This is a genomic window from Paenibacillus sp. OSY-SE, assembly GCF_000283315.1.
Lineage (GTDB): Bacteria > Bacillota > Bacilli > Paenibacillales > Paenibacillaceae > Paenibacillus_B > Paenibacillus_B profundus.
In genome coordinates, this window is the sequence record NZ_ALKF01000191.1 from 58555 (window position 1) to 78583 (window position 20029).

A 20029-nucleotide genomic window follows, 5' to 3' on the forward strand; every position below is an offset into this window, starting at 1 on the left:
CTATGAATGACGCTGCCGGCAGATCCGTGCGCCATTCGCGATTAGAGCCAACGCTTCCCGCTTCGCTTGCGCTTCCGTCGCCGCCGATGTCGCCGCTGCTTGTGGACCGCATCCCGGAGGGTGCTGACTGGCTGCATCAGCTGAAGTGGGACGGTGTCCGTATCATAGCGCAGTGCCATCGCGGCCAAGTGCGCTTGTTCTCCAAACGATTGTTGGAGAAAACCGCAATCTTTGGCGAAGTGACGGTCACGCTGGAACGATGCGCCTCGCTTACCGGACAATCCGTGCTGCTTGACGGCGAAGTCGTCGTCTTCGACCCGACGCTGAACCGGCCTTCATTCCCGCTCGTGCTGCAACGTGAGCGGACGCGCAGCCAGAATCCGCTCCATACCGGCCTGCATGCCACATACGTCGTCTTTGACGTGCTAGGCATCCGCGAGCAGAACGTGAGATCGCTTCCGTACGAGGAGCGGCATCATATGCTGACTGAGCTCATTCCGGAGAAGAGCGCCCACTGCTTCGTCGCAGATACATTCTCCGATGGAGCTTCGCTCTGGGAATGGGTGCAGCAGCATGAATGGGAAGGCGTCGTAAGCAAGCGCAAAGCTTCCCCCTATGTGTCGGGCAAGCAGCACCGCGATTGGTACAAGCATAAGAAGGACGTGCAGCTTGATGGCTGGGCTGTCGGCTTCCTGCTGAACGGCAAGCGCCCCGCCAGCGTCGTGCTGACGAACGAGCAGCAGCAATATATCGGCAAAGCCTCCATTGGGTTGGACGAGACCCACCGGCAACTGCTGCTCGCTTGGGCCGTTCAATATGAAGCGTCTCGCCCTGCCGTTGGATCCATTCCAACATCCTTGATGCGCGAACCGATCGTATGGTTCCAGCAGCCGATTCCTATTCGTGTGTCTGCGCTCGAATACACGCCGGCAGGGCAGCTGCGACATCCGCGAATTCAAATTTTTCCGTTGTTGAACAATCTCTAATAGGGTCACAGTAATCAGGAATTAGGAAACGGGAAACGGGAGGGAAACACTCAATGAGAAAACAAGCGTCTACTGCGTTGAATGTAGACGGCCATGAGCTTGTCATTACGAATCCGAACAAGATGCTCTGGCCAGAGATGGGGATTACGAAAGTGCGGTTCATCCAGGAGCTCATTCGCTTGAGCCCCTTTCTGCTGCCCGCCTGCCGAGATCGCTATTTAACGACGATTCGTTATCCAGACGGCGTGGACGGCCATTTTTTTTATCAAAAAAATGCGCCTGCCCCTACACCGGCATTCGTACACACCGCTGTTCAGGAAGGGATTGAATATGTCGTCTTGCAGCATGTGCCCACGCTTATTTGGCTTGGCAATCTGGCCTGCATCGAGTACCATCCTTCCCTTCATCGGGTGCATGATCCATTCCCTTCCGAGTGGATTATCGATCTGGATCCTTCCGTACAGGAAGAGGAGCGAATCATGGAGGCAGCCGCGATCGTCGGTCAGCTCCTTCAGCAGCTCGGCATTCATTCCATCCCGAAGACATCCGGCGCCACTGGAGTGCAACTGGTCATACCTATTAAGAAAGGTCCTTCCTTCACCCAGTTAAAAGAGCTGGGGCTGCTGCTCGCCACCTATCTATGTGAACAGCACCCGAAGCTGTTCACGATTGAGCGCTTCAAAAAAAACCGGGGCGATCGCATCTACATTGACTACATGCAGCACGATGCCGGAAGGACGATTGCCGCACCGTACACACCGCGGGCGACACGCTATGCATCTGTATCGATGCCGCTTACTTGGGACGAGGTCCATCGCAATCCGAAGCCGCGGGAGTTCAATCTGTTGAATGCGGCGGAACGACTGCAAGCTATCGGCGATCTCATTCAACAGGCCGTGCCTCAACCCATTGAGGCGGTTTTACAGGCCCTGTCCGCCCAAATGCTTGCGAAGCAAACATAAAATTCCGATAGAGGTTGTCCCCGATGAAGCATCCTGTTTTAAACAACTTCTTAAAGTACGTGTTCAAAAAGGCCGCTTGGGACTTTGTGAACAACCTCTTAGAGAAGCGGCGATAGCAACCGGGCAAAAGCCTCGGCAGTCCGCTGCCAGCGTGAGCGTCTCGCGAACGCATGATAGTCAATCTCTACACTATCCGCAAAGTCTTGATGGAAGTCCTCCTCCAAACGATCGATTGCGTCTTCATCAAACAGCACCGCATTTAATTCGAAATTGCTGAAGAAGCTCCGCATATCCAGATTCGCCGTACCGACCGAAGCGAGCGTACGGTCCATGATGAACGTCTTTGCATGGGCAAAGCCTTTTTGATATTGATAGAAGGTAACGCCCGCCTGCATCAGCTCCTCGACATAGGATAAGGAAGCCCAGTCCACAATCTTCGAATCTGACTTGCCCGGTATGATGATGCGTACCTCGATACCGCTAACCGCAGCCGTTTTCAACGCCAATTGAATGCTGGAATCGGGTATGAAATACGGCGTTATAATCCATACTCTTTCCTTCGCCATGCTCAATGCCCCGAAGAAGAGCTCCTGAATGGCGTCCCAATTCGTATCCGGTCCGCTAGAAATCATTTTCACCTGCTCACGCCCCGTGCACTGGTGATCCGGGAACATATCCGAACGGTTCAATGTCTCTTCTTTTACGAATGACCAATCATGCAGAAATACCGCCTGCAATGCGAATACCCCATCCCCTTCCACCCGCAGATGCGTGTCCCGCCAGAAGCCAAGCTTGCGGTTCAGGCCCAAGTAATCGTCTCCGATATTAATGCCGCCCACAAAGCCTGTCTTTCCATCCACGACTAGAATTTTGCGATGATTGCGGTAATTCAAGCGGCGGCGGAAGAAGGAAACCGACAACGGCAAAAACCAATGAAACTCTATGCCTGCTTCCCGAAATTTGCGCAAAAATTTGTGCCGCAGCTCAATGCTCCCCACTCCATCCGCAATGATGCGCACCTTTACGCCTTCTCTCGCCTTGGCAATGAGCGCGTCTTGAAACATCGTTCCGATGCCGTCATCCCGCAAAATGTAAAATTCCATATGGATATGGCGCTCCGCCGCACGAATCGCCTCAAGCATGGATTCGAAGGTGGCTTGACCATTCGTCAGCACCTTCGTTCGGTTGCGGCCTGTAATCGGGCTCGCGGACAACGAAGAAATCAAAGCGAACAGCCTCGCTTGTCCTTGCATTTCACGGTTATTCAATTCCGATACATTTCGTATCTCTCGAAACTGCACCTGGTCGCGCTTGCTCATATCATCCGCCCATAGCTCCCGCTTCCTTACCCGGCGGCGGGCTGTATATTCCTGTGCTAGAAAATAGTACATCACAAAGCCGATGAGCGGAAAACAGAACAGAATGAGCAGCCATGCAACGGCTTTGGAAGGATGCTTATACTCCAATAGCACGATCGTAATGATTTGAAAAACATAAATGAGCAGCGCCACTACGACCCATATCATAATAAGGTTAACCTCCGACCTCGTAAAGAAATTACATATTTTAATCTATATCATAATTTGGGGCGGGGAGAAACGGAAATCCGGTCATGATGCCAGATGATCTTCGCGGTTAAAAGTGGACTTTTTGAACACTTCTTTTAGCCTTTGTAGTGCCTCCTATGCCTTGTGCTACAATAACAATCAAGGTAAAGTAAATATTACCATTCGAATCGGGCAAGGAGGATTTTACCAATGAATCAGAGGATACGATTGCGTGTCATCGTTCTCGGTATGCTCATGGTATGCGTCTTTATCGTATTAATCATACGCACATTCTGGATTCAAGTCGTAAACTATAACTTTTACATGGAAAGCAACCTGCGAACCTGGGCACGCAGCGAAGTGCTTCAGGCGAAGCGCGGCACGATCTACGACCGCAATCACAAGCCTCTGGCGCTGGAAGCCTCCGCATACAACCTCGTGCTGTTTCCGAAAGAGATTGCAGAGCTTAATCAGGGAGACAAGGTGGCCAGCGGCTTGCATGATCTCATTGGCAAGCCGCGATCCGAGCTGGAAGATCTCATCAAGCGAACGAAGCAGCAGCAAGTGGAAGTTCACACGCAAGGCTGGAATATGGATTATACCCAACTGGATCGCTTCAAGGAGCATTTCGGGGAATATAACGACTTTGGCGAATGGCTGCATTTCCCAGACTATGGCGTTGGCCTTCTAAAAGCGACGAAGCGTTACTATCCTTATAATGAATTAGCCGCCCATGTTGTCGGCTACATTAACAAGGAAGGCGAAGCGATCTCGGGAACTGAAGCAAAATACGACGCTCTTCTCCAAGGCCAAGACGGCAAGGTGGAGTTCCTGAAGGATAATCGAGGCAATCCCATTCCAAGCGGCAAGGAGACGATCCGATACCCGACGGACGGAGAATCGGTAACGTTGACGATAGATATTGAAATTCAGCGTTTTCTGAATGATGCAATGAAGCAGGTGATGGCAGAGTGGCGCCCGCACAAAGCGATGGGCGTCGTCATGGATCCGAACACGATGGAGGTGCTTGCCATGACCTCCATGCCAGACTTCAATCCGAACAGCTACTGGAAGATTCCCGACATCGGCGCCTTGACGAATCATACGATCCACTTCGGGTACGAGCCTGGCTCCACCTTCAAATTAGTCACGTTAGCCGCAGCTATCGAGGAAGGTGTATTCCGGGCGGAGGATCATTTCAAATCCGGACACATCACCGTGTCAGGGAGCCGGAGCCCCATTCACGATGTCAAAACTGAAGGATGGGGTTACATCAGTTATCAGGAAGGACTGGAGAAGTCAAGTAATGTCGCCTTCATCAAGCTCGGGCTCGAACAGCTTGGGGCGGACAAGCTTAAAGACTACATTACCCGCTTCGGCTTCGCGAAGCAGACCGGTATCGAATTAGGCAGCGAATCCAAACCAATCATTGCCTTCGAGCGGCCTTCCGAAATCGCTACGGCAACCTTTGGTCAAGGCGGGATTATCGTCAATTCGCTCCAGCTCGCCACCTCCTATGCAGCGATTGCGAATGGCGGGACGTGGAAGCAGCCGAGCATCATTCACACTCCTGCCTCTTCACCGCGCGGCGAACGGCGCATCGTGTCCGCTGCCACGGCCAAAGAAGTAACCGAACGCTTGGAGAAGGTCATCCTTAATGGCACGGGCAAGCCTGCCTATATCGACGGCTATCGTGTAGCTGGCAAGACGGGGACGGCCCAGATTCCAGAGGGACGCGGCTATTCCAAAACAACTTGGCTCATTTCCTTCGTCGGTTATGCGCCCGCAGACAATCCGAAGGCGGTCGTCGCAATTGTCGTGGATCAGCCGCAGATGAACGGAGACTATACCCTTGGAGGCCGTGTGGCAATGCCCGCCTTCCGCGACACGATGCTGCGCACGATGCAGTATATGGGCGTCAAGCCGGAAAAGAACGTTGCAGACACGTCGCGCACAGCCGATTCTGCCGGGGGCGCAGGGAACCAGAGCGGGCCGAAGCCGCAGGCAACCACTGGGAATTACATCGCGCAGGAAGTCAAGGCTGCCGTCGCATCCATTAAGCAGGAAAGTCTCGATGCGGTCGTGCTGGGCAACGGTTCGAAGGTGCTTGAGCAATATCCGTCAGAAGGGACAAAGCTGTTCACGGAGGAAGCAGTCTACTTGGTGACGGACAAGCGCGAACGAATCAAGCTGCCTTCCCTATCAGGTCTGCCGTTGCGCGATGCGCTCGCTATCTGTCAATTGCTCGAATGGAAGGTAGATATTGAGGGGGAAGGTTACGTCGTTAAGCAAGAGGAACAGAATCAGGACGGAAATCGACGTGTAAAGCTGTTTTTGGCATCCGGCCACTCGATCTATAAGCAGCGGAACGCTGATCAGGGCGCCGCAAAGACAGCTGATGTAAAAGAGTGACGAAATAAAAAAGGTATGTTTGGAGAGACAATTGAATAGAGTGCAATAGAGAGTAAACTTGCAGTTGACGCTAAAGCCGAGGTGATATGATGAAACGGCGTTGGTGGAAGGGAAGAATGACGTTACTTGTCATCCGCGACGCGGAACAGACTGTCAGACAATTGAATATGTCGAAAATGCTAATTGTCTCCGTTCCGATTGCCGCTGTACTGTCCATATCCGGTCTTATTTTAAGCATGCAGTGGAAATCGGCCGCTCACATTCGCGATTTGGAAGGCCAGCTCTCCAATCAATCGTTAGCATTGAACATTACCGTGAAGGATAAAGATGAGGCGATTCGTGTGCTGCAGAACGAGATCGTCCGCCTCTCCTCCGAGACTCAATCGGTCAAAGACCGCGTGGAACAGATGAGCAATCTAGAGATGCAGATGCAGCAGTTCGTCGAGGGCTATATCGACGTCCGGACGGAAAAAGATAGTCCATCAACCTACACGGCTCGGCACACCGCTTGGAACGAGCGCGTTCAAGTCGGCGGCGAGGCACAAAAGGTGCGCTCCGAGCAGATTATCGATCTTGCCCATCGTTCCAGCTTCGATCTGGAACAGGTTCGCCACATGCTCGCCACAGTACAGCAGAGTGCTCCTGCTACAATGAAGCAGGCGCTTACGAAACAAACGACAATAGACGGAACGCCGTCCATCTGGCCGACGACGTCACGCCGCATCACATCCAGCTTCGGATACCGGCAGGACCCCCTCAACAGGCGAGCCGCCTTCCATGCAGGTATCGACATCGGCGGCGAGATGGGCGACCCGGTATATGCCGCTGCAGACGGCGATGTCATTGAAGCCGGATTCAATTCAGGCCGCGGCCACTATATTATTATCCGGCACGTCAATCAGCTGGACACTTGGTATATGCATTTGCAGCGTATCGATGTCGAGGCAGGATCGCGGGTGGCAAAAGGGGATGAAATCGCGAAGGTTGGCAGTACGGGGCGCAGTACCGGGCCTCACCTTCACTTCCAGGTTGTGCAGAAAAGCGAGCCAATTGACCCGCTTCCGTTCGTAGGGAGCGCCCCGTCCGTGACATCCGCTTCTTCTTCAACCAGTCAGCCTTCCCCGTTAAATCGCCGGCCTGTCCTGCCGAAGGAGCCGCAGCTATCGTCAGGCAGCAGAGAGAAATATTAACTGCGCCATATAAGGAGGTATCACACATGTTTCGTCGTCGTGCAGCGTATCAGCCGAAGCAAACCGACACTTTTATCGGGCCTGGCACAGCATTCGAAGGTAACATCCATTGTGAATCCAATATCCGCATTGACGGAAAATTCAAAGGGGAAATTACAAGCAGCGGCTCCATCACGATCGGTGAACGCGGTGAAGCGCACTCCACGCTGTCCGCCAGCTTTATCGTCATTGCCGGTACCGTCGTCGGCGATATACATACTTCCGGCAAGCTGCTTATCACTTCAACCGGCCAAGTATGCGGCAATTGCGAATCCGGGTTGCTCGTTATCGAAGAAGGCGGAATATTGAACGGAACCAGTCTCGTAGAGCGGCTGGCCCCTACTGAAGATCATTCGGGCGCCCACAAAGGAAAACGCAAGGCGGAAGGAAGCAATTCGGAAACAGAGGAGAAAAAGGTGAACGAGAAGCAAGCGGGGTAGCGCTTGCTTCTCGTTCCATATATAGAGGAAGAAGAATTACCGGTAGGAAAGATGCTTAATTCGGATAGCCGTACGCCGTTTCCGACATGACCGCTCTCCATAGCATTTGTAACGGTGTATAGGCTGCTATGCAGGGTTGACACGCGCCTAATGGTATACGTCCATAATAAAATCCTGTTCGAAAATGCAGCATGGAATGTTCCTCGTCGAGCATCTGTCCGCACCCAATACAATATATCGCTTGCTCGGTTTGCCGCACGTCCGTCTTCATTAGGCACTCCCCTTTGCATCGATTGTCCGCTTCTCACGTTACAATTCGTATCACAAATGTAAAGTATTGTGAATACATTTGTCAAGGTGTATCATCCAAATTTTTATAAATATTTTTTCCCACCCGCTGCCTCTCCTGATCATCGACAAGCAAATAATAAATTCCGCCAATTTTCGCGCCCTTGCCCTGCAGTGTGTCATGCTCCACATTATTAATCTCCGAGCGATAATGAAGCCATAAATCGGACCACTGCTCAAACCGGATGTTCGTGCGCACATACCGTTTTACGTGGTCGAGCAGAGTGCCCCAACTGGCAGCCGAGCTGAGACGGCCCGCTTTATGCAGCATCGCCTGCAGCACTTGCCTTTGCCGGCTCATTCGGCCGAAATCACCATCCGGGTCCTGCTTGCGCATGCGGACAAATTGCAACGCATCACTGCCGCTTAAATGAATATTCCCTTGTTGAAACACGGCTCCATCCAGATCAAAGTCAAACGCGTTCGCTACATCCACGCCATCGATCGCGTCGATCATGGCCGTAAAGCCTTCCATATTCGTCTTCACATAAAAGTGTACAGGCGCCTGAAGCAGCTTCTCCACGGTCGCTACGGTCATCGGCACACCGCCGAAGGCGTAGGCGTGATTGATTTTATCCTCTATGCTTGTCCCCTCAATCCTTGTTCGCGTATCCCGCGGAATGCTCAGAATAGATGCCGTTCCCCGCTTCGGCTGAACCGTAACGAACGCAAGCGTATCAGAGCGGCCGCGATCCCCGTCCCGTTCATCGACTCCAATGATGAGCAGCGTGAACGGGTCCTGGGCGGATAAATCGGGCATACCGCCGTCATGCACGGATAGCGGTGCGCGGTTGCCGTCAGCATCCGAACCTGCGGACAGCTTAGGATGGTCCGTTCGGCCGGAATTCGCCCCATCGGATGCCAGCAACGCAGGCCTTTCTCGGGAAGGAAGCGGCTCATACATCGTATCTGCCGTCTCTTTAAGCATGCACCATACCGTAATGCACCCCACCGTCCCGGCAATCAGAAGGGTGCCGAACATCACAAAGGCGACCTTGTGCCAAGGCCGCCAACGATTCCATAGTTGCTTCATCATAACCCCTCCGGGTACCGGTAATGTTTCTTTTACTTCTTCTTTTACTTCTTCCCGTTGTAATCGCTCTGCGGCTTCTCTATGCACTCCTTCACGAAATGCTGCAGCGCCTCCGTCCAATGCCGCAACAGGGGAAAGCCGTTCAGCCGCAGCGCCATTGGCTCCAACACCGAATATCCCGGACGGCGTGCCGGACGCGGAAATTGCGATGTTCCGACAGGGCGAACCTTCGTGGACAAGCCTGCTTCCGCCACGATGGCAGCGGCGAACGAATGCCATGAGCATGTACCGCTATTCGTTATATGATAGGTACCGTATTTATCGGTCGCGAGCAGACGAATGATCGCCTCTGACAAGTCGAGCGTATAAGTAGGACAGCCGACTTGATCGTGAACGACCTGCAGCTCTGACTCGGTCTGCGCCTTGCGGAGTATCATCTTCACAAAGTTCTCCCCATAAGCCCCGAATACCCATGAGGTGCGGACGATGAATGCACGGGAATGATGCTGGCGCACGAATTGCTCCCCTTCCCACTTGGAGCGCCCATACCTGTTTATCGGACGCACGGGTTCGAACTCGTTGTATGGATGCGCCGCCCGTCCGTCAAATACATAATCGGTGCTAATGTACACGAGACGCGCCCCGGCTTGCGCTGCTGCTACCGCAACATTGCGGGTTCCATACGCATTTACCAGGTAAGCGGTATCCCGGTCGCCTTCCGCGTTATCCACCTTCGTATAAGCTCCAGCATGAATGACATGAGTCGGGCGCTCCCGCAGCATCACGTCCATCACTTGCTCCGCATCCGTAATATCGAGTCCATCCCGTCCGTAACCGACCGCGACTATCCCCTTCCGCTGAAGGAGGGCCATCATTTCGGCGCCTAGCTGTCCCTTGGCGCCAGTCACAAGTATTTTATCAGCAGGAGAATTCATCATAGGCGCTCGCCTTCACTTCCAGCGTCCGTGGGCGCATGGAACACACCATTTACGTTTGGCAGTTCGGCGGTACACAGCAAGGGATGCTTCTGATCCTTCTCTGACATGATCGGGCTCTGGACAGGCCAAGCGATGTTGATGACCGGATCATTCCATATAATTCCCCGATCCAGATCGGGAGCGTAATACGCATCTACTTTATACAGAACCTCCGTGTCGGGCGCCAACGTGCAGAACCCATGGGCAAAACCATGCGGAATGAGCAACTGCCGCTTGTTAGAGGCGCTCAGCTCCACACCGATCCATTGTCCGAACGTCGCCGATCCCGGTCGAATGTCCACCGCGACATCGTAGATGGCCCCTGCCACCACCCGCACCAATTTGGCCTGAGCTTGCGGAGCCAATTGGTAATGCAGCCCCCGCAGCGTTCCCGTCTGCACCGACAACGAATGATTATCTTGTACGAACGAATGGATGATGCCGTACGGCTCCAATTTTAACGCATGATAGCTTTCCATAAAGAAGCCGCGATCATCTTGGAACACGTCCGGTTCTATAATGTATACCTCTTTCAATTTCGTATGAGTAACTTTCATTCTTCCACCTCTTTGTGATGCTCACAATATTGATTATCATATGCTTGTCACCACAAAAAGGTGTTCTCTAAGAGGTTGTTCAAAGTGTCCTTTACTCTATACGTTTTCGATAGGAATCATTACATTCGATTCTTCATTTCCTACCCGCGTAATGATCGTCCCTTCATTCCCTAAATGCTGCAGCCAACCGGCCGATAACGGCTTGCGGAGCGCCACTTGATTGTGGCGTATCCATATTTGTGCGTTGCCCTTGAGCTCTCTTACTTTAACGGCAATTTGAACCGTTTCGCTCCAAGCGTTCGTGATCGAGTTATGCTCCACAAATATATGATTGAGAGACTCGCCGAGACCGTTAATATCGATCCCTGTCAGTTGCGCGGTGTTTTTAGCCAGCTCATTTAACCCAAAGTCCATAATTGCATTTTGCTTAAAATACAACCTTTTCTGCGTTCCCAATACACGAATCCCGGTTTGACACTGCATAATTACATTGTTGGTGAAGCTCACATCGTAATTGCCCCGCTGCTTAGGCGCATAGGCTTCAATGCCCACGACATTGTTTTGCACGACATTTTCGGACACGACACCGTTATTCGCATAATTAAACAGCATAATACCGGCATTTTGCCCGCCGCCTTTACACTGATTATGGGAGACCAAAAACCGCTCGGCACGATGCGACACGTCTTGACCGTCCCCGAACCCCTGGATCGAGATGTCCGATTGGTTGTTATAGGACAGCGTATTGTAACTTACAGTGGCCCGTTTTGCCCCGCATATACGGATCCCGTGCTGCGCACATTCGGCAACCGTGCAGCCTAACACAACGGCGCCATCGGCACGAATAACCTCGATGCCGGAGCCTTCAACTACTTTGGACACCTCGCAAAAAAGCACCTTGCAGTCTTCCGTCACGCCTCTATGATCGAACCCGATTCGGATCCCCGTATTATCACAGTTGAAGGCCTGGCAATGCTCCAACACGACATGTTTGCCCGACATGATGTTGAAGCCATGGCTTTCCGCTTCTCCCGGATTGAGCACATCACGGATTTGAATGTGGCCTACGTAAGCCTGATTCGCATCGATAATACGAATCCCGTCTTTTCCCCGTGCCTTCATCCGAATAATCGACAGAGCTTTTCCATCCCCAATGAGCGATGTGTTCCCTTTCAACTGCAGCGTATCAGAGATGACATACGTTCCTCTCGGGACATATACGACACCGCCCCCTGCCTGCTTCAATGCCTTTTGGAACGCTGCGGTATCATCTGTTTTGTTGTTTCCTTTAGCTCCGAACGATTTTACATTCAGCCAACTAAGCTTCGCTTCGGAACCTGCAGCCGCAGCAGCGTTCACCACGTCACCGCCCTCATCACCGAGCTCCAGCTCTTTCGACAACCAATTGCCGCCTACCATTCCGACCCCGAACATACCCAATGAAGTGAGCAGCGCTCTGCGATCGATTTTCCGATTCCAACCATTTGTGTTGCGGATATTCATTTGCGATCTCCTTCTTCATCAGTATATCTATCACGCGGGTTCAAGAAGGTCCCCTTATTATGTTAGGCCAGCACTTTTTCCGCTGTAATGACCTTCCGCCCGATGCTTGCATAATAGTAGCCCAAGCCCTGCATGTTCTCTAATGAGAAACAATTCCGCCCGTCAATCAGAATCGGTTGTTTCATCAGTCGCATCACTTTATGTAAATCCATCCACTTAATTTCGTCCCATTCCGTGAGGATGATGGCCGCATCACTGTCAGTTACCGCCTCGTACACGCCATTGACATACTCTACTCCGGCAGGAAGCCATTTGGGCGCTTCGTATTGAGCAATTGGATCGTAGGCGACCACATGAGCACCACGCTTCATCAGCTCAGGAATAATCGTCAAAGAAGGCGCATATCGCATGTCATCCGTGTTCGGCTTAAATGCCAATCCGAGAATAGCGATTTTATAACCGGAAATGTCTCCGAGTCCCTCCATCAATTTGTCGACGACGACCATGCGCTGCTTGTCATTCGTTTCAATGGCGGCTTGAATTAATCGCGCTTCAATTCCATTCTGTTCCGCAATAAACTTCAACGCCTCCGTATCTTTCGGAAAGCAGGAGCCTCCGTACCCAATTCCCGCCTGCAAAAACTTATCGCCGATGCGGCTGTCCAAGCCGATGCCGACCGCAATATCCGTCACATCGGCCCCCACGCGTTCACAAATGTTGGCGATCTCGTTAATAAACGAAATTTTCACGGCTAAAAACGAATTCGCCGCATACTTAATCATTTCCGCGCTCTCGACGTCCGTAATGAATATTTTGGTATGAAACGGTTCATGCAGCCGCGCAATGGCCATTGCCGCTTCCGGATTGGAAGCGCCGATTACCGCCCGCTCCATAGATAGGCAGTCCCCAATGGCAGTGCCCTCCCGCAGAAACTCCGGATTCGAAACGACGTCAAACTTGATGCTTTTGTCTTTCATATGTTCTCGGATTACCTGCTCTATTTTTTTGCCCGTTCCTACTGGAACCGTGCTTTTCGTAACAATGATTTTGTATCCGTTCAGTTGTTGTCCTATCGTTTGCGCGACCGCCATTACATATCTCAGATCTGCCTCCCCGGTGTCAGACATCGGCGTGCCGACTGCGATATATATGATTTCTGATTCACGGATCGACTGTGCAATATCGGTCGTAAAGTGCAGCCGCGCTGACTTCACATTCGATTGCACCATGTCTTCCAGACCGGGCTCGTAGATCGGGATTTCTCCGCGTTGAAGCTTGGCGATCTTGTTGTCGTCCACATCGCAGCAGATGACGTTATGTCCGATCTCGGCAAAGCAGGTCCCAGACACCAAGCCAACGTAACCGGTACCCATCACACAAATGTTATTCATTCGGATTACCTCCCGCTCCCGACGAGTTCTCTTTCGTACAGCTCGTGTAAATATTTGAGCACATCCGCTCGTAAATCATTCCGCTGCAAAGCAAAATCAACGGTTGCTTTAATGAATCCGAATTTGTCACCAACATCGTATCGAATTCCTTGAAAATTAAAAGCAAGCACATCTTGCTCATAATTCAATTTCGAAATCGCATCGGTCAGTTGGATTTCTCCTCCGGTCGTCGGCTGCTGCTGTTCGAGAATATTGAATATTTCAGGAGTTAAAATATAACGTCCCATAATGGCAAAGGAAGAAGGGGCATGCTCGCGCAATGGTTTTTCTACAAAATGCGACACCCTCATGACATTCGGCTCGAGAGCTATGCCGCTTGGCGCAACGATTCCGTACTTCGAAATATCTTGCTCCGGCACTTGCTGAACGCCGACAATCGGTTGTTCATATTTATCATATATTTCGATGAGTTGCTTCAAGCAAGGTTGATCGGCTTGCACAATATCATCGCCTAGCAAGACGGCAAACGGTTCATCACCAATAAACTTCCGCGCGCACCAAATGGCATGACCCAATCCTTTAGGCTCGCCTTGACGCACATAGTGAATATGAGCGAGCTTGCAGATTTCCCTAATCTCACTCAGATCCTTCCATTTTTCTTTCTTCTCCAGCGTCTCTTCTAGTTCAATGGCACGGTCAAAGTGGTCCTCGATAGCTCGCTTTCCTCTGCCTGTCACGATCATTATATCTTCGATCCCAGATTCGACTGCCTCTTCGATAATGTATTGAATGGTCGGTGTGTCTACGATGGGGAGCATTTCCTTCGGCTGCGCCTTCGTAGCCGGCAAAAAACGGGTTCCTAGTCCTGCTGCGGGAATGATTGCTTTCTTCAGTTTCATAATTGGTATCCTCCTTTTTCTTTACACCGATACGGAAGTAGATTGGGGCCTATTCGTGCGGGATAGCAGATCGCGGTAATAAGCATGTATGCGTCTTGTGACGATATCCTCGTTGAATTCTAGCTCGATCGATGCGCGAGCCATGCGGCCTATTCGCGCCCGCTGCGCATCATCATTCAGAAGCAGCCCTAAATGCTGTGCGAGCAGGTTCACATCTTTGTACGGAACGAGGACACCTGTCTCGTTATGACGAATCAGCTCCCGTGTTCCCAGCACATCGGTCGCCAGCACCGCCTTCTCGAACGACATGGCCTCCATCAATATTCTCGGGATGCCTTCTTTTTCCGAAGTCAGAACGACGGTATCCGCCATTTGAATGTATGGATAGATGTCTGTGTGATAACCGATCCGCAGCACATGGCGATCCAATTCGAGCAGCTTAATCCTTGCTTCCACCTCTTGCTCCAATCCGCCCTTGCCAGCTAGCAGACAGACAAAATCGACTTGAAGCTCATCCTTGAGCCGCTTCAACCCATCCAATAAAAAAAAGTGATTTTTAACCGGCTCGAAACGAGCTCCGACTAAAATCACTTTTTGATACGGCCCAATGTTATGCTGCAGTCTTAATTGTTCAATATCGGCAGCGCTGATCGTGCCGCGGCGGCTGTCAAGCAGCTCCAAATCGACTCCGTTGCCTTCATAGAGTATTTGTTTTCTTGGCGCGTATTTTTTAATCTTGCTCATATCTTCCCGATTTTGAGACGCAATCGCGTCACAGAACCAAGCTCCGATCCGTTCCATTTCGCGATACATCGTATTTTTCAGACGACTCTGCCCTTCGTAGAAAGGAAGACCATGTGTCGTATGGACGATTAACGGTATGCCGGCCAGCCAAGCGGCGATTCTGCCGATGACTCCGGCTTTGGCATTATGGGTATGCACAATATCGTAACGCTCACTTCGCAGCAAATGAACAAGGCGAGCAATGGCAACCATGTCGTTCCAAGGCGCTACCGTCTCTTTCATCGGGACAAAATGCAAGGTCATCGTATGTCGGCTCATCAACTCCGGATCATAGCCTTCTCTGGACGAAATCAGATGCAGATCGTAGCCCTTTTTTTGAATTAGAGCTAATTTATCGACCAAAATACGATGACTTTTGGCATTCGTGCAGATGTGCGCCACTTTCTTCACTTGCGATCACGCTCCTGTTTTTTGCTTAGCTTCATAATGAATAAACCATTCGACAAATCGCTTCAGTCCTTCATTTAACGTAAATTGCGGCTCGAACTGAATGACACGGCTCAAATCTGCAACATCGGCAAAGGTTTCGCAAACATCGCCATTCTGCATCGGCAGCAGGTTCAAGTCTGGTGTGCGGTGCAAATAGTCTCCAAGAATCTGGATCATCCGCATTAATTCGACAGGCTGATGGTTCCCTATATTGTATACACGGTATGGCGCATAGCTGCTGCCTGGATCAGGAGTTGCCCGATCCCAGTCCGGGTTGGCTGTTGGCACATGCCCTATTAAGCGGAAGATCGATTCAACAATATCATCAATGTACGTAAAATCACGTTTCATGCGGCCATAATTGTATACCGGTATCGGCTTGCCTTCTAGAATGAGTCTGGCAAATTTATAGTACGCCATATCTGGTCTTCCCCACGGTCCGTATACGGTGAAAAAACGGAGTCCTGTCGTAGGCAGCTCATATAAATGACTGTAGGTGTGCGCCATCAATTCATTTGCTTTTTTCGTCGCTGCGTACAAGCTGACCGGGTGATTCACAGGATGCTGCACGGAGAACGGCATGCTTACGTTAGCCCCGTAGACCGAACTCGATGATGCATAGATAAGATGGGGAATATTATGATGACGGCATGCTTCTAATATATGGATAAAGCCAACGATATTGGAATCCACATACGCCTTCGGATTGTCAATGCTGTAACGCACTCCGGCCTGCGCGGCCAGATGAATAACGGTGTGAATATGGCCGTTGCCCAAGAGCTTGAATATGGCATCTCCGTCTTCCAATGCAACCTGATGGAACTGAAACCGATCATACTGTTGCAGCAGCTCTAATCGGTCCCTCTTTAACTGCGGCGAATAATAGTCGTTCAGATTGTCGATTCCCAATACTTCCATTCCTTCATCAAGCAGTCTTTTGGCTGTATGAAAGCCAATAAAGCCAGCTGCTCCCGTCACTACTTTCACCATAGTTCCCCTCCTATTTGTTCCAAAAACCCCTTTTTGAACACGCACTATCTGTATTCCAGCACTTTGTCTTTGTTGTGTTCAACTGATTCAGGTGAAGACTTCGAATACGAATCATATATCTCTTCATGCCGCTGAACCATGCTTTCCAGATTAAACAGCTGAACCGCTCTTTCCCCGCCGCGGGCTCCCATTAGATGTTGTTGTTGCGGAGAGAGTGAAGCATATTGGAAGATGCATGCAAATAAAGAGTCCGGATCCTGCGGGGGGCACAAAAACCCAGTTTCATCAGGAACGACCAGCTCAGAGCTTCCTCCCACGTCCGTGCATACGACCGGAGTCGAAGCGGCCATCGCTTCGATAATGACACCAGGCAACCCCTCCCAATTCGAGGCGAGCACCATAAGGTCAGATCCCCACAGTAATCGGTGTACATCGTTGCGCAATCCCAGCAGACAGAAGCGGTCCTGTAAATGGTTTGCACCAATTTGCGCTGTCAGCTCCTCTCTCATCTCCCCTTCTCCGGCTACGAACCATTTGAAATCGAATCCCGCCTTCATCAATAAGGCCGCCGCCTGAATCGAGTACATATGCCCTTTCTGCTCCTGTAAGCGCCCTACCGATAAAATCATTAGCTGCCCAGATGAAATCCCCAGCTCCCGGCGAACATTCGCTCTCGCTTCTTCATCTGGGCATACGAAAGGAGAAGCATCGATGCCATTGTAAATGACGTGCAGTTTCTCGGGCGGGACAATGCGCTCATTAATCATTCGTTGTGCAGCCAAGTGACAGATAATGGTCGTTGCGTCTGAATAGCGATCCGTCCACCTTAGCAGGGCATCGCGGAACTTAGATCTGGAACGTCTTGTCATCGGGGTTGAGCCGAAAAAGGTGTTGCGTATACTCGATATGACAGTAGAAACGCCGCACATCCGCCCGACAATTCGGCCGACAACGTTGGCATGGAACATAAATGAATGCAGTATATCTGGTTTGAATGTCCGAATCAGCCGGATGAGACCGATTAATGCAAGCACGTCTTTCTTCGAGGACATATGCAACGATTGTACCTGCAATCCGCTTTGCTTCATCATGTCCGCTATTGGTCCACCCGGAAGCATGGAGACAATCATGATGTCATAACGATCCTTCAGCGCATCGGTTAGACGATACAGCATCATTTCCGCTCCTCCGACATGAAGGCCGGATATGAGAAACATAATTTTGGTTTTCTCCACCGTATATCCCACCGCCCATTCTCTTTAAGAGGTTGTTCAAAAAGCCTCCTTTTGATCACCAAGTATATTCAAAGTGACCTTTTTGAACTCGTACTTTAATATGAAAAAAGAGCCTGCTATAGGCTCTTCTCCATTTACACGATCATTCCGTACGCTTTGAATACGGCTAATACGTCGATATACTGCCAAGTTACCGTTCCATCCGTTATGTCGCCCGACGTTCGGGTCGGTGCGGTATTTCCGGAAGTGCCGGCTTTTGTACATTTGTACACTTTTCCGTTTGCATTGACTAGCGCATTCACATTGTAAGCTGTGTTCGGCTGCCAGACTGTCTTGCAAGCGCGGCCTGCGGCAACACATACCCAACCGATATACTGTCCGCTGACCGCCATTTTGTTGCGAACCGTGTCACCGACTTTCCATGCCCCTCCCACTGGCGGAGCCGTCCCTTCGGTTTCCCGCACATTCCACGAGTTTCCCGTTTCGGTACTGCGTACGATATCACCGTTCACGAGCAGCACGCGATTGAACGACTCTTGCATCGCCTTGTTCATATTTCCTATCAAGATCAAGTTGGCAATGGATTCAGAGTCGATGTAGATGGCGGAATTCACTTTCGCTCCGTCAGAGGATTGCATGACATTTCCTTCGACAATCAACTGAGTCATATGCAGCTTCATCAAATTAATACCGCCATAATATCTGTAATTGCGCAAAATGTTTCCTTTCACTATACCTTGCTCCCAGTCTGTCCGGTAATCCGTTCCTTCCTTCGTCTGAGCCTCGCTCTCAATGAGGATCGAGCCCTTATTCGCGACGTTGCCGCTAATGGAGAAGGCATCGTTGCATGCCGACCAAATGGCAACAAGGTATGACTGATCACCTTCAAAAAAAATGTTGTTATTCGCGATGATCGTCTGGTTGAACCCGCGAACATCGATTGCCTCCGATGGGGACGGATGCGTGCTTTTTAATTCATTTCCGACGATGGTGCACGTCTGCAATCCGTCTTCAAATGGAAGGGAGTTGGCACCCAGCAGGCTGATAATATGCTTGGAACGAACTTGTATGGAATTGCCGGTGACAGCGATTTGACGATGTTTGCTGGTCGAAGCTCCCTGGGCCCCGTCTGGCTTGCATTCCAGAAACACATCAGGCTCACCGTCAATTTCGACTACATTGTTCGCTATAACCAATTCCACTGCACCGTCGAACAGATCGATGACCTGCTTATGATTGGCGTTCATGGATCCCTTCATGACGTTGCCGGATATAACTACACGCCGACTATAGAAGTCCTGAACAACTGGTGTCGTACTCGGATTAGCCGTACTAATCTTCAGGAAGCGGTGTGCGTTGGCCACATCAAACAGATTGTCGGTTATTTGCACGTCGTAAGCACCATACATCTCAATCGCTTGCGGATCGACCTGAAACCCATTATAGTCCCCAGTAAACGAACAGCGATGAATTCGTATTTTCGAGATGACCTTGCCGTTCTGGGGATCTCCCGTATATATCCGGGTTTGATCGAATAAGCAATTCTCGATCGAAATTCCAGTCCCCTCTGTTACCCACACGCCTGGATTCAAATACGTGCCGGAATTCGTCTTGCCGGCAAATTGGATTCCGCTTATCATCGTATTGCTGCTCAGACTCAATCCGCCAATGATTACCGCGCCTTGACCGTAAATGAGAACGCCCTCCGGCAGCTTCGGAAAGTTCACTTCATAGCTTCCCGGCGGAAAATAGATGTTGCGCCCGACTTTCAACGCTTCCGCCAAAGCCTTCGTGTAATCATTGTCGGTGTCTTGTTTGTACCAGGTGACGTTTACTCCCCGCTCGATAAATTCCTGCAGGGGAAATGTGCCGCCCGGCTCCAACACCGCCACGTCGTGCTGAAGCTTCGTCATGTCGTCACGCATGGCTGCCTGCTTGGTTCGTATTTCTTCCATGTGCTGTTGAACGGAAGCGATCCCGCTCCGGGCCGTGTCGATCTCCCCATTTGCTGATGCAAGCCCGCTCTGCAGCGTGCCGATCTGTCCATTCGCCGACGCGATCCCGCTCTGCAGCGGGCCTAATCGTTCGTTCACGGTGCCGAGATCGTGCTTGACTGTATCGATCACGCCATAGGCATTATCGATCCTGGATAAATTTTCATTATATTGGCCGCGGTTTAGAAAAAAACGATTCCATAGATTCAACTGAAGCTTATCCGTGTTCGAGCCCATGTTGATTCCCCCTCACACCCAAGCAGTCGGGCTTCCTGCTATAAAATATGAGTGAG

Annotated in this window: 17 protein-coding genes; 5 read left to right on the top strand and 12 right to left on the bottom strand. The window is 51.1% G+C overall.

Features of this window, described 5'->3' with window-relative positions; translation table 11 throughout:
• Positions 1 to 2: 2 nt before the first annotated feature.
• Together A372_RS0119775 and ligD are read left to right on the top strand one after the other, a co-directional pair.
• Entirely contained in the window at positions 3 to 986 is a 984-nt protein-coding gene (locus tag A372_RS0119775) for an ATP-dependent DNA ligase (RefSeq protein WP_019422630.1), read from the top strand.
• A gap of 53 nt (positions 987 to 1039) precedes the next feature.
• The gene (gene ligD, locus A372_RS0119780; RefSeq protein WP_019422631.1) at positions 1040 to 1948 is read left to right on the top strand and encodes a non-homologous end-joining DNA ligase; all 909 of its coding nucleotides are present in this window, start codon (positions 1040 to 1042) and stop codon (positions 1946 to 1948) included.
• A gap of 98 nt (positions 1949 to 2046) precedes the next feature.
• Here the strand turns inward: ligD and cls are convergent, their stop codons facing one another.
• On the bottom strand, positions 2047 to 3474 hold the full coding sequence (cls, locus tag A372_RS0119785) for a cardiolipin synthase (protein ID WP_019422632.1): 1428 nt from the start codon (positions 3472 to 3474) through the stop codon (positions 2047 to 2049).
• Between the two features lie 231 nt (positions 3475 to 3705).
• On the opposite strand from cls, the gene A372_RS0119790 reads away from it, so the two are divergent.
• From A372_RS0119790 to A372_RS0119800, 3 genes are all read left to right on the top strand, one after another.
• Positions 3706 to 5907 carry a penicillin-binding transpeptidase domain-containing protein gene (locus tag A372_RS0119790; RefSeq protein ID WP_019422633.1) on the top strand — a complete coding sequence of 734 codons (2202 nt, stop codon included), beginning with the start codon at positions 3706 to 3708 and terminating at the stop codon, positions 5905 to 5907.
• A 116-nt stretch (positions 5908 to 6023) separates the two neighbouring features.
• On the top strand, positions 6024 to 7097 hold the full coding sequence (locus tag A372_RS34335; RefSeq protein ID WP_019422634.1) for a M23 family metallopeptidase: 1074 nt from the start codon (positions 6024 to 6026) through the stop codon (positions 7095 to 7097).
• A 26-nt stretch (positions 7098 to 7123) separates the two neighbouring features.
• Positions 7124 to 7576 (top strand): bactofilin family protein, encoded by a 453-nt coding sequence (locus A372_RS0119800; protein WP_019422635.1) that lies wholly within the window; start codon positions 7124 to 7126, stop codon positions 7574 to 7576.
• 55 nt (positions 7577 to 7631) lie between these two features.
• On the opposite strand, the gene A372_RS0119805 is transcribed toward A372_RS0119800, so the two are convergent.
• From A372_RS0119805 to A372_RS0119855, 11 genes are all read right to left on the bottom strand, one after another.
• On the bottom strand, positions 7632 to 7847 hold the full coding sequence (locus A372_RS0119805; protein ID WP_019422636.1) for a hypothetical protein: 216 nt from the start codon (positions 7845 to 7847) through the stop codon (positions 7632 to 7634).
• An 81-nt stretch (positions 7848 to 7928) separates the two neighbouring features.
• The gene (locus A372_RS34340; RefSeq protein ID WP_083858892.1) at positions 7929 to 8960 is read right to left on the bottom strand and encodes an LCP family glycopolymer transferase; all 1032 of its coding nucleotides are present in this window, start codon (positions 8958 to 8960) and stop codon (positions 7929 to 7931) included.
• A 41-nt stretch (positions 8961 to 9001) separates the two neighbouring features.
• Positions 9002 to 9895 (bottom strand): dTDP-4-dehydrorhamnose reductase, encoded by an 894-nt coding sequence (gene rfbD / locus A372_RS0119815; protein ID WP_019422638.1) that lies wholly within the window; start codon positions 9893 to 9895, stop codon positions 9002 to 9004.
• A complete protein-coding gene (gene rfbC / locus A372_RS0119820; protein WP_019422639.1) occupies positions 9892 to 10491 on the bottom strand; it encodes a dTDP-4-dehydrorhamnose 3,5-epimerase in 600 nt (199 codons plus the stop codon). Before rfbC ends, rfbD begins: the two co-directional genes overlap by 4 nt.
• 96 nt (positions 10492 to 10587) lie before the next feature.
• A complete protein-coding gene (locus A372_RS0119825) occupies positions 10588 to 11994 on the bottom strand; it encodes a right-handed parallel beta-helix repeat-containing protein (RefSeq protein WP_019422640.1) in 1407 nt (468 codons plus the stop codon).
• Between the two features lie 62 nt (positions 11995 to 12056).
• Positions 12057 to 13385: a UDP-glucose 6-dehydrogenase TuaD gene (tuaD, locus tag A372_RS0119830; protein WP_019422641.1), complete on the bottom strand. Its 1329-nt coding sequence runs from the start codon at positions 13383 to 13385 to the stop codon at positions 12057 to 12059.
• 5 nt (positions 13386 to 13390) lie between these two features.
• Positions 13391 to 14284 carry a UTP--glucose-1-phosphate uridylyltransferase GalU gene (gene galU / locus A372_RS0119835; RefSeq protein ID WP_019422642.1) on the bottom strand — a complete coding sequence of 298 codons (894 nt, stop codon included), beginning with the start codon at positions 14282 to 14284 and terminating at the stop codon, positions 13391 to 13393.
• Between the two features lie 21 nt (positions 14285 to 14305).
• Complete coding sequence (locus tag A372_RS0119840) at positions 14306 to 15478, bottom strand: glycosyltransferase family 4 protein (protein WP_019422643.1); 1173 nt, start codon at positions 15476 to 15478, stop codon at positions 14306 to 14308.
• A 6-nt stretch (positions 15479 to 15484) separates the two neighbouring features.
• Positions 15485 to 16507, bottom strand: a complete 1023-nt coding sequence (locus tag A372_RS0119845) for an NAD-dependent epimerase (RefSeq protein WP_019422644.1) — start codon at positions 16505 to 16507, stop codon at positions 15485 to 15487.
• 44 nt (positions 16508 to 16551) lie between these two features.
• Positions 16552 to 17742 carry a glycosyltransferase gene (locus tag A372_RS34345; protein ID WP_157259623.1) on the bottom strand — a complete coding sequence of 397 codons (1191 nt, stop codon included), beginning with the start codon at positions 17740 to 17742 and terminating at the stop codon, positions 16552 to 16554.
• Between the two features lie 134 nt (positions 17743 to 17876).
• Positions 17877 to 19973: a carbohydrate-binding protein gene (locus A372_RS0119855; protein ID WP_019422646.1), complete on the bottom strand. Its 2097-nt coding sequence runs from the start codon at positions 19971 to 19973 to the stop codon at positions 17877 to 17879.
• Between the last annotated feature and the right edge of the window lie 56 nt (positions 19974 to 20029).

What these genes read in the sequence shown, in the direction of transcription:
- A372_RS0119825 (WP_019422640.1), bottom strand. Translation starts at nt 11,994, where the DNA reads ATGAATATCCGCAACACAAATGGTTGGAATCGGAAAATCGATCGCAGA.
- ligD (WP_019422631.1), top strand. Translation starts at nt 1,040, where the DNA reads ATGAGAAAACAAGCGTCTACTGCGTTGAATGTAGACGGCCATGAGCTT.
- A372_RS0119800 (WP_019422635.1), top strand. Translation starts at nt 7,124, where the DNA reads ATGTTTCGTCGTCGTGCAGCGTATCAGCCGAAGCAAACCGACACTTTT.
- A372_RS0119855 (WP_019422646.1), bottom strand. Translation starts at nt 19,973, where the DNA reads ATGGGCTCGAACACGGATAAGCTTCAGTTGAATCTATGGAATCGTTTT.
- A372_RS0119775 (WP_019422630.1), top strand. Translation starts at nt 3, where the DNA reads ATGAATGACGCTGCCGGCAGATCCGTGCGCCATTCGCGATTAGAGCCA.
- galU (WP_019422642.1), bottom strand. Translation starts at nt 14,284, where the DNA reads ATGAAACTGAAGAAAGCAATCATTCCCGCAGCAGGACTAGGAACCCGT.
- rfbD (WP_019422638.1), bottom strand. Translation starts at nt 9,895, where the DNA reads ATGATGAATTCTCCTGCTGATAAAATACTTGTGACTGGCGCCAAGGGA.
- rfbC (WP_019422639.1), bottom strand. Translation starts at nt 10,491, where the DNA reads ATGAAAGTTACTCATACGAAATTGAAAGAGGTATACATTATAGAACCG.
- cls (WP_019422632.1), bottom strand. Translation starts at nt 3,474, where the DNA reads ATGATATGGGTCGTAGTGGCGCTGCTCATTTATGTTTTTCAAATCATT.
- A372_RS34340 (WP_083858892.1), bottom strand. Translation starts at nt 8,960, where the DNA reads ATGATGAAGCAACTATGGAATCGTTGGCGGCCTTGGCACAAGGTCGCC.
- A372_RS0119805 (WP_019422636.1), bottom strand. Translation starts at nt 7,847, where the DNA reads ATGAAGACGGACGTGCGGCAAACCGAGCAAGCGATATATTGTATTGGG.
- A372_RS34335 (WP_019422634.1), top strand. Translation starts at nt 6,024, where the DNA reads ATGACGTTACTTGTCATCCGCGACGCGGAACAGACTGTCAGACAATTG.
- tuaD (WP_019422641.1), bottom strand. Translation starts at nt 13,385, where the DNA reads ATGAATAACATTTGTGTGATGGGTACCGGTTACGTTGGCTTGGTGTCT.
- A372_RS0119845 (WP_019422644.1), bottom strand. Translation starts at nt 16,507, where the DNA reads ATGGTGAAAGTAGTGACGGGAGCAGCTGGCTTTATTGGCTTTCATACA.
- A372_RS0119790 (WP_019422633.1), top strand. Translation starts at nt 3,706, where the DNA reads ATGAATCAGAGGATACGATTGCGTGTCATCGTTCTCGGTATGCTCATG.